The 11,676-nt window shown below is 70.4% G+C and carries 14 protein-coding genes and 2 tRNA genes; 2 read left to right on the top strand and 14 right to left on the bottom strand.

Translation table 11 applies throughout. From position 1 onward, the window contains the following. From DZF91_RS13425 to DZF91_RS13385, 9 genes are all read right to left on the bottom strand, one after another. Window positions 1-343: MFS transporter (locus DZF91_RS13425; protein ID WP_117357808.1), on the bottom strand; the 343-nt coding region annotated here is incomplete at its 3' end. A gap of 138 nt (window positions 344-481) precedes the next feature. Further along, on the bottom strand, window positions 482-1,111 hold the full coding sequence (locus DZF91_RS13420; protein WP_199486608.1) for a TetR/AcrR family transcriptional regulator: 630 nt from the start codon (window positions 1,109-1,111) through the stop codon (window positions 482-484). A 125-nt stretch (window positions 1,112-1,236) separates the two neighbouring features. Then, the gene (locus DZF91_RS13415; protein WP_207661887.1) at window positions 1,237-2,307 is read right to left on the bottom strand and encodes a UDP-N-acetylmuramate dehydrogenase; all 1,071 of its coding nucleotides are present in this window, start codon (window positions 2,305-2,307) and stop codon (window positions 1,237-1,239) included. A 90-nt stretch (window positions 2,308-2,397) separates the two neighbouring features. Then, entirely contained in the window at window positions 2,398-2,823 is a 426-nt protein-coding gene (locus DZF91_RS13410) for a MaoC family dehydratase (RefSeq protein ID WP_117357805.1), read from the bottom strand. Continuing rightward, window positions 2,823-3,260 (bottom strand): MaoC family dehydratase N-terminal domain-containing protein, encoded by a 438-nt coding sequence (locus DZF91_RS13405; protein WP_117357804.1) that lies wholly within the window; start codon window positions 3,258-3,260, stop codon window positions 2,823-2,825. The genes DZF91_RS13410 and DZF91_RS13405 overlap by 1 nt, the downstream gene beginning before the upstream one ends. 303 nt (window positions 3,261-3,563) lie before the next feature. Then, on the bottom strand, window positions 3,564-3,728 hold the full coding sequence (gene rpmG, locus DZF91_RS13400; protein ID WP_026404241.1) for a 50S ribosomal protein L33: 165 nt from the start codon (window positions 3,726-3,728) through the stop codon (window positions 3,564-3,566). Window positions 3,729-3,847: 119 nt separating this feature from the next. Beyond that, a tRNA-Met gene (locus DZF91_RS13395) sits at window positions 3,848-3,921 on the bottom strand. A gap of 516 nt (window positions 3,922-4,437) precedes the next feature. Continuing rightward, window positions 4,438-4,510, bottom strand: a tRNA-Thr gene (locus tag DZF91_RS13390). Between the two features lie 163 nt (window positions 4,511-4,673). After that, complete coding sequence (locus tag DZF91_RS13385) at window positions 4,674-5,801, bottom strand: acyl-CoA dehydrogenase family protein (protein WP_117357803.1); 1,128 nt, start codon at window positions 5,799-5,801, stop codon at window positions 4,674-4,676. A gap of 51 nt (window positions 5,802-5,852) precedes the next feature. Here DZF91_RS13385 and DZF91_RS13380 point away from each other — a divergent pair, with 51 nt between their 5' ends. Then, complete coding sequence (locus DZF91_RS13380; RefSeq protein WP_117357802.1) at window positions 5,853-6,890, top strand: hypothetical protein; 1,038 nt, start codon at window positions 5,853-5,855, stop codon at window positions 6,888-6,890. A 48-nt stretch (window positions 6,891-6,938) separates the two neighbouring features. Here the strand turns inward: DZF91_RS13380 and DZF91_RS13375 are convergent, their stop codons facing one another. Beyond that, a complete protein-coding gene (locus DZF91_RS13375; protein WP_328589162.1) occupies window positions 6,939-7,679 on the bottom strand; it encodes a protein phosphatase 2C domain-containing protein in 741 nt (246 codons plus the stop codon). A 163-nt stretch (window positions 7,680-7,842) separates the two neighbouring features. Between DZF91_RS13375 and lepB the strand changes: the two genes are divergently transcribed. Beyond that, a complete protein-coding gene (gene lepB, locus DZF91_RS13370) occupies window positions 7,843-8,706 on the top strand; it encodes a signal peptidase I (RefSeq protein ID WP_117357800.1) in 864 nt (287 codons plus the stop codon). 76 nt (window positions 8,707-8,782) lie between these two features. Here lepB and DZF91_RS13365 read toward each other — a convergent pair whose 3' ends face one another. The 4 genes from DZF91_RS13365 to DZF91_RS43155 form a co-directional block, all read right to left on the bottom strand. Then, a complete protein-coding gene (locus tag DZF91_RS13365; protein WP_117357799.1) occupies window positions 8,783-9,196 on the bottom strand; it encodes a PPOX class F420-dependent oxidoreductase in 414 nt (137 codons plus the stop codon). Window positions 9,197-9,321: 125 nt separating this feature from the next. Beyond that, entirely contained in the window at window positions 9,322-9,747 is a 426-nt protein-coding gene (locus tag DZF91_RS13360) for an alpha/beta hydrolase (protein WP_117357798.1), read from the bottom strand. A gap of 534 nt (window positions 9,748-10,281) precedes the next feature. Continuing rightward, window positions 10,282-10,788 carry a hypothetical protein gene (locus DZF91_RS13355; RefSeq protein WP_199486607.1) on the bottom strand — a complete coding sequence of 169 codons (507 nt, stop codon included), beginning with the start codon at window positions 10,786-10,788 and terminating at the stop codon, window positions 10,282-10,284. Between the two features lie 298 nt (window positions 10,789-11,086). Beyond that, window positions 11,087-11,509, bottom strand: a complete 423-nt coding sequence (locus tag DZF91_RS43155; protein ID WP_407920910.1) for a DUF4259 domain-containing protein — start codon at window positions 11,507-11,509, stop codon at window positions 11,087-11,089. Window positions 11,510-11,676: the final 167 nt, after the last annotated feature.

Here is an 11,676-nt window from a genome sequence, read left to right as displayed (position 1 = left end):
GCGGGGCGACGATCGCGCCGCCGACGCCCTGGACGGCGCGGGCGGCGACGAGGGCGCCGATGCCGGGGGCGAGCGCCGCGGCGGCGGAGGCCAGGGTGAACAGGGCGAGGCCGGCCATGAACAGACGGCGCCGGCCGTGCCGGTCGGCGACGGCCGCCGCGGGCAGCAGCAGGACGGCGAAGGTGAGCGTGTAGGCGTTGACCGTCCACTCCAGGCCCTCCAGGCCGGTGCCGAGGTCTTCGCGGATGGCGGGCAGGGCGTTCGTGACGATCAGGTTGTCGAGGGTGACCATGAACAGCGCGATGCCGGTCACCACGAAGGTGCGGAGAGCGTGAGGCTTCATGACCCTTCCTTGCTTAGTTATCAGTCACTAACTTGAGCGGGCAAAAGAAAGCGCGCCGGTGGACGCGCGCTGAGCAGAGACTCTGAGCAGAGACGCCGAGCAGAGACGCTGGGCAGAGAGACATCGCGGCGGCTTCGGCTACCCCTTCCCGGCGGCGGCGTCCTCGGAGGCCGGGACGGACGGGGAGTGGTCGGCGGCGAGGCTCCCCGCCGAGACCCGGTGGGGGTGGTGCGACCACTCCACCAGGACGTGGGGCAGCCGCTCTCCCTTGTCGAACGGGATGTTGAAGGCCGTCAGCACGTTCAGCAGCATGCCGACGGACACGAACCGCATGACCTCTTCGGGCGTCTCGCCGGAGACCTCGCCGATGGTGCGCCACAACCGGGCCCACTTGGCGTTGCCGAGGGCCCGGAGCTCCGGGTCGTCCACGGCGGCGGCGTAGATCTGCAACTGGAAGCGGAGCAGCCGCGGATCGCCGGCGAGGATCTCGCGGTAGCGGTTCCCCATGGCGGTCATGGCCTCACCGCCGTAGAGCCCGCCCGCCGCCTCGCGCATCGCCAGCTCCAGGTCGTCGAAGCAGCGTTCGGCGGCGGCGAGGAACAGCGCGCGCTTGGACGGGAACAGCCGGAACAGGTAGGGCTGCGAGACCCCCACCCGCTCGGCGATGGCCGCGGTGGAGGTACCGTCGAAGCCGCTGCGGGCGAACTCGTCCATGGCGGCCCGGATCGTCTGCTCGCGACGCTGCTCGGCACTCATCCGTGGGCTCATGGGAGAAAGTTATTGGTCGATCACTAACTTCGTCAACCCGACCCCGGCCACATTCCCCTGCCGTTCAGGTCAGGGAGCAGCCGAGAACCGGGCCACGCCGTCGCGAAAGACCTCGATCACCCAGGTCAGAGGCTCACACCGACGAAGACCGGCTCGTTGACCAGCTCGACGCCGAAGGCGGCCCGCACCCCGTCCCGGACCTCACGGGCGAGCGCGAGCAGGTCCTCGGTGCCGCCGTTCTCGGGGTTGGTCAGCGCGAGGGTGTGCTTGGTGGAGATCCGTGCGCGCCCGCGTGTGTGCCCCTTGGCGAAGCCCGCCCGGTCGATGAGCCAGGCGGCGGACGTCTTGGTGCGTCCGTCACCCTCCGGAAAGCGCGGGAAGGTCGCGTCCGGGCCGAGACGTTCGGCAACGCGGCGTTCGAGTTCCACGACGGACGCGGCGTCCAGAATCGGATTGGTGAAGAACGAGCCGGCGCTACGCGTGTCAGGGTCGGACGGGTCAAGAACCATGCCCTTGCCCCGCCGCAGTTCCAGCACGGCCTCCCGCGCCTCCTTCAGCGGAACGCGCCCGCCCGGCTCGGTGCCCAGGCGGCGCGCGAGTTCGGCATAGGCGATCGGCTGGGAGTCGTCGGACTCCCGCAGGGCGTAGGTGACGCCGAGGACGACGTAGCGGTCCGGCGTCCGCTTGAAGAGGCTGTTGCGGTAGCTGAAGGCGCACTCCTCTTTGGAGAGGGTGACGATCGCCTCCGTCCGGCGGTCGTAGGCGCGCACCTCGACGACGGTCTCCGACACGTCCTGCCCGTAGGCTCCGACGTTCTGGATCGGCGTCGCGCCCACGCGGCCGGGGATGCCCGACAGGCACTCCACACCCGCGAGGCCGTCGGCGACGCACCGCGCCACGAACGGCTCCCACTCCTCGCCCGCCTGCACGCGCACGAGGACGCGGCCGTGGCCGTCCGTCACCTGCTCCGCGCCCCGGGTCCCGACATGGACGACCGTGCCGGGGAAGCCCTCGTCCGAGACCACGAGGTTGCTGCCGCCGCCGAGCACCAGGACGGGCTCGCCCTCGGCGTCCGCCTCCCGGACGGCGTCGACGACCTCGGCCTCGGTGGTGGCCTCGACGAACCGCCGGGCCGGGCCGCCCAGGCGCAGCGTCGTGTATCCGGCCAGGTTCACCTCTTCAGCGAACACCGCCACGTGGTGTCTCCCCTCCCCTGCGCGCGCACGAGCCGGGGACGGCAGCCGCCCCCGGCTCATGTGTACCGTACTCTCGGGCCCCGACCGGACTCAGGCGAGCCGGACGACGGCCTTGGCGCGGGTCAGCACCTTCTGCCCCGCCGACCTGGCCGTCAGCGCCACGACGACCGTGCCGTCCTCGCGCTTGTCCTCGATCTTCCCGCTGACCTCGAGGTCCGCGCCGCCCTCGTCGGGCACCACGACCGGCGCGGAGAAGCGCACGCCGAGGTCGACGACCGCGCCGGGGTCGCCCGCCCAGTCGGTCACGTACCGGCCGGCCTGGGCCATCGTGTACATGCCGTGGGCGATGACGTCCGGCAGGCCGACCTGCTTGGCGAAGCTCTCCCGCCAGTGGATCGGGTTGAAGTCGCCGGAGGCCCCCGCGTACATCACGAGGTTGGCCCGGTCGACGTGGTAGTTCTGGGGCGGCAGCTCGTCGCCGACGTTGACCTCGTCGAACTTCACCTTGGCGGTCATCAGGCCCCCCGCTCCACGATCGTGTTGAACGACTTGCAGACCAGCTCGCCCCCGGTCGTGCGGATCTCGGTGACGATGTCGACCTTCTCGTTGTTGCCGATCGACCTGATCTCGGTGATCGTCGAGGTGCACGTGACGACGTCGCCGGCGCGCACCGGGCGGACGTACTCGAACCGCTGCTCGCCGTGCACGACCATCGCGAAGTTGATGCCGAGCCCCGGGTCGGTCAGGGCGTTCCCGCCGAGGGAGACCACGATGGGGAAGGTCGGCGGCGCGATGACGTCGGGGTGGCCGGCCGCGCGGGCGGCCTCGGGGTCGCGGTAGACGGGGCTGGGATCGCCGATGGCGTCCGCGAACTCCCGGATCTTCACCCGGCTGACCTCGTAGGGCTCGCTGGGCGGGAACGTCCGCCCGATGAAATCACGGTTGATCGCCATGCACTCCGTCCTTCTCGCTCGCGTGCGGACTCCCCGGCGGAGTCCGCGGGCACGCGCGCGTCCGCCCGTCGGGGCCGTGCTGCCCGGCGGAGCCTTACTGCCCGTCGGGGCCGTGCCGCCCGTCCGGGCCCGTGCGCGCGGAGGCCGCGGGGCGCCCGCGCCAAGCGCCCTGCCCTCCGGTCTCGTCCGGGACGGTAACAGAACGACGTTCAGCCCGCCCCCGCGGGTTGGCGAGGACGGGCTGATGGCGCGTCTGGGGCAAGCGCGAAGCTGCCTGCGCGGACCGCTGTGCTCGGACGGCTACTAGCGGGTCTCGCGGTGCGGACGGTGCGTCCGGCAGTTGGGGCAGTACTTCTTGATCTCCAGGCGGTCCGGGTCGTTCCGCCGGTTCTTCCGCGTGATGTAGTTGCGGTGCTTGCACTCCTGGCAGGCCAGCGTGATCTTTGGCCGGACGTCGGTGGCAGCCACGTTGGAGTGCCTTTCTGGGCTAGGGACATGGACGTTCTCGGTCGGCCGTCCGGAAGTGGAAGGCCGGCTGTTTCAACCCAGCCCTCTCGCCCCCGTGGGGGGCCGAGAGGTTCGGGTAGTAGCGAGGGCCGGACTTGAACCGGCGACACAGCGATTATGAGCCGCTTGCTCTGCCTGACTGAGCTACCCCGCCGTGATGGTCGGTGACGACCGGATTGCAAGGATACCGGATGTTCACCGCACCGGGGAAACACGAGCTCCCGGGGCTTGCAGGGGGACTCGGTTCCACATGGTCCGCAGCGGACCGGAGCCCAGGTTACCCGCTGATGCGGTGACCTGCGAATCACCCCGCTGAGACCGGATGGACGCTACCACAACGCCCGCGCGCGAGCGAATCTGGCAAGGGCCTGACCAGCGCCTTCCCGCCCCATCGGCACCTCCGGCGCCCCACGCCCCATCCGCACCTCGCCACGCAGTCGGCCCACGTGCAGGACCAGGCACGCGGGTATGGCTCGACCACGGGAACCGGCACGACGATGTGACGCGGGTCCCATGCGCAGGGCGCGAAGATCGGCCGGCGCTTGGGACGAAAGGTCGGCCGGTGCTTGGGACGAAAGGTCGGCCGGTGGGTGGGCGCAAAGGTCGGCTGCATGCGAGCCGCACACGAAAAGAGCCGCATCCCATAACCGGGATGCGGCTCTTCTGTCTGAGCCCCTTTACGGAATCGAACCGTAGACCTTCTCCTTACCATGGAGACGCTCTGCCGACTGAGCTAAAGGGGCCTTGTCCTCCGCGTTCTTCCGTTCGCGGCGACAGGAAGAACAGTACACGGTCCGGCGGCGGAGTGCGAAATCGTTCCGCGAGCGTCCCGGAACCTCCCGCCTGGGCCGGCCGGCCTCCCGCGGGGCCGGCCCAGGGGCGTCGCCGGAGGCGCCCTTGGCGGGCTCAGCCGAGCAGGTGCCGGGCTATGACGAGCTGCTGGATCTGGCTCGTCCCTTCGTAGATCCGGAAGAGCCTGGCGTCCCGGTAGAAGCGCTCGACGGGGACGCCGCGCATGTAGCCCATCCCGCCGAACACCTGGACGGCCCTGTCGGCGACGCGTCCCACCATCTCCGAGCAGAAGTACTTGGTGCAGGACGGTCCGAGCTTGGTGTCCTCTCCCGCGTCGAACGCTCGCGCCGCCTCCAGGACCATCGCGCGGCCCGCGTACAACTCGGCCTGGGAGTCCGCGATGAGCCCCTGGATCAGCTGGTATTCGCCGATGGCCCGTCCCCCTTGGGTTCGCTCGCGCGCGTACGCGACGGTCTCGTCCACGATCCGCTGGGCCAGGCCCACGCAGACGGCGGAGATGCTGACGCGTCCCTGCGCGAGCGACGCCATGGCGGTACGGAAACCCGTCCCCTCCTCCCCGACCATCGAGGACGCCGGAACCCGGACGCCGTCGAAGAAGACCTCCGCCGTGTGCGCGCCGCGCTGGCCCATCTTGGCGTCCGGCGTCCCGACCTTCAGACCTGGCGCGTCCCCCGGGACGAGGAAGGTGGAGATGCCGCGGGAGCCCCGCCCTCCCGTGCGCGCGAAGACCATGAACACGTCGGCCTCGGGGGCGTTGGTGATGAACCGCTTGGCTCCGTCGATGACGTAGCCGTCGCCTTCGCGCCGGGCCGTGGTGGTGAGCGTGCTGGGGTCGGAGCCGGCCTCCGCCTCGGTCAGCGCGAAAGCGCCCACGACCTCGCCGGACGCCAGGCGCGGCAGCCAGGTCCGCCGCTGCTCCGGCGAGCCGGACTTCACGAGGACCTGTCCCGCGATGCCGTTGCTCGTCCCGAACATGGACCGGAAGGCGGGGCTGGCGTAGCCGAGCTCGAAGACCAGCCGGACCTCCTCGCTGAGCGACAGGCCGAGGCCGCCGTACTCCTCCGGCAGCGCGTACCCGAACAGGCCCATCTCGCGCGCGCCCTGGCGAACCGGCTCGGGGATGGAGTCGGACTCTTCGATCTCGTCCTCGCGGGGAATGACTTGCTCGCGCACGAAGGCGCGCACGGCCGAGACGACGTCGGCGAAGTCCTGAGGGTCCATGGGCCGATTCTAGAATCCCGCTCTAAGATTCGGTATGCCAAGGTGATCCGCATGGGTCCCGAGGATTTCCACCGAGCCTGTGCCGACCTGGCCCAGGCCGCGATCAATGAGAACCCCGCGTTCAGCGACCTGATGCCCCAGGTCATGGGGATGAGCCAGCAGGTCTCTCCGGCCGACCTGTCGGCGGCCCTGCCCCTGATCGCGGAGGCCCTGCCCAAGGCGCAGCCCTCGCTGGGCGGATGGCTCGCGGTCCTGTCGGGCTCCTGGGTGGAGAGCGGCGCCGCGGCCGAGCCCGTCGGCCTTCCGCTCGTCGAGCGCGCCGGCGAGGTCTTCGCCGAGGCGGTCGCCTTCGCGCGCGCGTGGAAGGAGGCGACCGGCGGCACCCCGCCCGACATGCAGGACGACGGCCCGTCCCAGGAGATCGTGGACGTCCTCGTCCCGAGGCTCGCGGACGCCTCGGTGAACGCGATGCTGGCCTGGTTCTCGGTCCCGCAGTTCGCGCTGGCGATGACGACGGTCCTGCAGACCTCCGCGATGGTCCGGGGAGCCGTTCCGGACCGCGAGCGCCGCGCCGAGGTCGCCGGCCGACTCGTCGAGTATCACCCGCACATGGGCTACGTGCAGGGCGTCCTGCGCGTGCTGGAGGGCGAGAGGCTGCTCGTGCTGGACCGCGCCAGCAAGCGCGGATGGACGGTCCAGATCGCGGGCATCGGCGACAACTTCCAGCTCCACGTGCTGCTGGGCGGAGCCCTCCTCGGCCGTCCCGGATGCATGCCCGGCGAGCCGCTGCCGCCCGAGTGGGTCGCCTGGTTCACCGACCAGGACCCGGACGGACGCCCCATCGTCAGCAGCCCGTGGAACCTGGTGGACGGCCATGGCGCGTGGATCTACAACGAGGGCGTCCCCGCGGACATCCCCGCGCTCAACGGGACGCGCGTCGTCGTCCTGGACCCGCCGTCCTATACCCGTCACTTCCCGGCTGGACGTCGCTTCCCGATGATGGACGCGACTCTCACCGTCGAGGGCGTCCACCATCCGGAAGACCTCGCCGACTGGTGGCCGCACATCGCACCCGACCGCGGCCAGTAGAACGCGTCGCCGTCCGCCCGGCCGCGGGCAGGGCGGACGGCGCCCACGTCACAGGCGGACCATCACGGCGGTGGCGTCGTCGTGGCGCTTCCCGCGGCGCGCGCCGTCCGGCTCGGCGGCCTCGGCGGCGCGCGTCCGCTCGATCACTCCGCGCGGCCCCTCCCGCTCGACGAGGTCGAGGAGCCCAGGCCAGTCCAGCGTGCCGAACCGCTCCACGAGACGGGACGCGCCGTCGCTGAACAGCGCCGCGCGACGCACCGACGAGACCTCGATCCGGCCGCTGAGAGCCTCGTACGCGGCCTCGGGACAGGTGCTCGCGACCCAGAACCCGTCCGCCGTGTTCCGCGCCCGCCGGACGGCCTCCAGCGTGTAGCTCGGCAGGTGCTCGACCCGGTCGTCGCGGACGACGCGGACCTCGCCGTCCACGTCGAGCAGGATCGGGGAGTCGGCGAGGACCAGCCACTCCAGCGCGTCCGCCCGGCGCCGCAGCATCGCGACCGTGGCGGACGGGCTGTCGGGGTTCAGCAGGTCGCAGCGGTCGGCGTGCAGCTCGCACACCGTCTTGACGGCCTCGGCCAGCAGGTCGTCCAGCGGACGTTCGTCGTCCGCGGCGAGGTTCGCCGCGAGCGCCCCGCCCAGACGGCGGGCCAGCCAGGCGGGGTTGTGCACGCATCCGCTGTCCACGCCCGGCGGCGCGGTGGCCCCGTCCAGGACGACGGCCCATTCCGGCCCTGCCACCACGAAGTCCTCGTTCGGGCGTCCGGGCGTCGGTTCACTCGCGAAGCACACATGCACGAGCCTGGTCTACACGTCCGTTCCCACCGGGAACAACCATGGCGTCCCGGGAACAACGAAGCGGGGTGGCGCGTCCACGACATGGGGCCGATCCACAGGCGCGCTGGGGCATCGGACACCATAAGCTGGCAAGCCTGTCCCCGGGGAGGTTCTCGAAGTGCAACCTGACGCTGAAGACCAGCACACGGAACCCTCTCGCGATACCCCTGACCAGGAGAACGAGAAGGACGAGGGCAAGAGGAAGGGCTCGTTCTGGAAGGAACTGCCCATCCTCATCGCCGTCGCCGTGATCCTCGCCCTGACCATCAAGGCGTTCGCGGTGCAGGCCTTCTACATCCCGTCCGGTTCCATGGAGAACACGCTCCTGGTGGGCGACCGCGTCCTGGTGAACAAGATCGTGTTCCACACCCGGAGCGTCACCCGGGGCGACGTCATCGTCTTCAAGGGCCCGCCGTCGTGGCAGCCCGAGGTCCAGGTGGCCAAGCCCGGCAACATCTTCTCCAAGGCGATGCGCTGGATCGGGACGGCGTTCGGCGTCGCGCCCACCGAGAAGGACTACATCAAGCGGGTCATCGGCATCCCCGGCGACCACGTGAAGTGCTGCGACGCGCGGGGCCGCATCACGGTGAACGGCGTCGCGCTCAACGAGCAGGCGTACATCTACGTCGACCCCGCCGACCACCAGCAGGACAAGCCGTCCGAGAGCCCGTTCGACATCACGCTCCAGGACGGCCAGCTGTGGGTCATGGGCGACCACCGCTCCAACTCGCTCGACTCGCGCGCGCACCAGGACGGCCCGGAGAACGGCTCGATCCCCACCAAGGACGTCATCGGCCGCGCGTTCGTCAAGGTCTGGCCGCTCAACCGCGTCGGGACGATCCCGATCCCGGAGACGTTCAAGCAGCCCGCGCTGAAGCACAGCAAGGCGTTCGCCCCGCTTCCGGATCCGGAGCCTGGGCCGGTCCCCGCATTCGCCGCGGTGATGCTGCCCCTGGCGATCGGCGTCCGCTTCCGCCGCTGACGCCTCCCCGGCTTCTCGCGATCGGCGTCCGCTCCCGCTTACGGCGCCCGGTCCCCCGTCCTCCAGGGACGGCCGCTCACGCCTGCGCGGCCGTCCCGACGACCTTCTCGGGCGTAATCCGCATCACGACGCGGACGATCCGAGGGGGCAGCGCCAGGTACTCCTCGCCGGCGCCCGCCCCCTCGTACTTCTCGGCCAGCGCGACCGCGAGCGCCCGGCCCTCGTCCTCGATCACGGTGCACCTGCCGCGGACCTCCAGGTACCAGAGCGGATCGTTCCGGTCGTAGAGGCTCAGCGAGACGCGCGGATCCCGCAGGACGTTCAGGACCTTCCGCCGCCCCTCCTGGCTGGACACGAGCAGATCGTCCCCGTCCCGCCCGACCCAGACGACGGACGTCTGCGGACTCCCGTCGGGGTTCACCGTCGCCAGCACCGCCGGATGGTCCTCGTCCACGAGCCGCCGCACCGCATCACTCAGCACATTCGCCACGCGCCGAACCTACTGCCCCGCCAGTCAGTCGGGCGAGGCCCCTCAGCCCAGCAGGAACCGGGCCAAGGCGTCGCGTCCGGTGTGGTCGGGCTCGCGGTTCTGGACGGAGTGCGCGGCGCCCTTGACTACCACCAGGTCGGTGCCGGACGGGCTGACGGCGAGTTCCTGCCGGCCCATTCGAGCGGGGTGCTGAGGTCGCGGTCGCCGTTGAGGATCAGCGTGGGCAGGTCGGGCAGCCGACCGAACGGGTTGGAGTTCGGGGGCTCGGCAGGCCAGCGCAGACAGGTCTGCACACTGCTCTCGGCGAGCGCGACCGCCGCGGTGTACGGCCAGGTGGCGGACGGGGCCAGGGTCCGCGAGGTGAGGTCGACGAACGGCTGCCGAAGCTTCGTCGGGGTCGCCGAGGAACCCCAGGGGAAGCGCAGGTCGTCGCAGATGGTGGCCGCGTGCAGACCGGCGCTCAACTGGCTCGCGAGCGTGCCGTCGGCCGGGGTCATCACCGCCTCGATGGCGTCCAGCCGACGGGTGTCACCGGCGGCGGCCTGGTGCATCGCAGCGATGAGGTCCCCGGCAGGCCGCTGCCCGGGAACGGCTCGGGGTTGCGGTACGTCGGGTCGATGAACTCGTAGCCGACGACGGTGCCGAACAGGGCCAACCCCTCGTTCGCGCCGCGCCGCCGGACGAGCGTGGCGAGGTCCCGTGCGGGTCACCGGTATCCACGTCAGCGACGACGCCATGGTCTGCGCAAGCCCGACCCTGACGCTCTGCGCCCCGTCCGCGAAGTCCTTCCACCGCCCCAGCGCGTCGACCAGCGCGAGCAGCGACACGACCGCGGCCCGGACGCCGAACACCCGCCGATCCACGCCCGTACCGTAACGACCCCGCCCCCATCCCCGCCAAGCCCCCTACCGGCCACCTCACCGAAGGGGCCCCGCCCGATACGGGCCGAAAGATCTCCAGCTCCGCAGCCCCCGCCTCACGCGGTGGATCTGGACAGCTACCTCAACATCGTCGACGGATTCCGCGTCGTATTTCCGGATCTTGAAACGGCCGCCCGGACCCGTCGACCACCGACCAGATCGCGATCAGAAGAAGCCGAAGAAGCGATCCCACCAGCTCGGTGGCCGGTGCGGTTCGCCGCTCAAGCGAGGAAGTCGGCTCGGGCCGTCGTAGCGGTGATTCAAGAGCTCTTCGGGCATGGCGATGAATCCCGCATCGTGTACAGCACGTTGCACGGTCGCCAAATCTCTGCCGTCCAGATCACCGAGCGCCTGTGCCTCGCCCAGGCCGAGGTAGGCACCAGGGTTGTCTGCGGTCACCAGCGCCAGCGGCTCGAACTTGCTCACGCACACGGTGATCTTCGTTCCGCACACGGTCGCTGTCGCGGGGACCTCAACACGACCGTACTCACTGGAGTCCTGATTGTTCCCCTCCACTGGACAGTGGGTGCCGAAGGCCTTCTCCAGGCGGGACGCAAGACTTTTCAAGGAAGCAGCAGCCTTGCCGTGGCTGTAGTCCGAGGGCCACTCCAGCCACTCGGGGTCGTCCAGTTGGCGCAGCAACGCCATGAGGTCTGTTTCATCCTTCGCCACCAACCGACCCTGGCACGCCCGGAGAGCCCACATCAAGCCGCCCATTGGCACGCGCTCCGGGCGCACGGTAAGCGTCAAAGCCCACAGCAGGGCAGGGTTGGGACGGTCCCGCTGCGCACGTCGGACGTCCACTACCACCTCTTGTGGCCCAGCACCGATCCCGCTTGAACCTTGCCCTACCGTCCGGAGTGTTCGTTCGCGCGAACGTCGAGACGGGTGTGACAGACAGTTGCGCGCGAACGAGTGCTCCAGCTCGCGGAGTCCAGGAGGCTGCGAAGCCCCTTGGTTCGCTCTCGCCCTACCTGTGCGGCTTGGCTCCGTCAGCTTGGAGGAGCAGAGTGCGGATCCGTTCAACTTCAGCTCGCCACGCGGCTGCCTCGCCGGCCTCCACCCATCCATCACCCATCCCTGAGTCCCGGTCCAGGGCGCGGGTCATAGCCGCGGCGGCGACCGCTCTCAGTTCAGTGGGAAAGCTCGGCAATGGCCGTTTCGGAGCACCTTCATCAGTCGCATAGCTCTCACCGCCGGGACACTGGCCCGCAACGAGCGCCGCGGCGGCGACCCCCTCTGCACCGTCCGGGATCCTGCCCGTGCTGCGTGCCATCTCGTGCAACGTGCTGCTCACAAGCTCCACCTGAGCCTCGAGACTCGCTGCGTCGACCTCGTCGACGAAGTCAGCGGCATAATCGCTCTGGAACGGCCCTGGCCCCCACGTTCCCATGACGCTCCTCCCATCCACCTGCGTCCTGGTCACATCATCATCGGACCTCGGCCGAGGCGCCGGCGCGACCTGGTGGCTGCCGTGGGCTGGACGCAAGGCGGGTGCGTCGCCGATGCGCGGCCGGGCGCGCGCGGCCGGTGACCGGCGCCCACCGCCGCACGCTCCGG

It is taken from the genome of Actinomadura logoneensis, assembly GCF_003428695.1.
Taxonomy (GTDB): Bacteria; Actinomycetota; Actinomycetes; order Streptosporangiales; family Streptosporangiaceae; genus Spirillospora; species Spirillospora logoneensis.
This window is presented reverse-complemented; position numbering and strand designations above follow the sequence as displayed.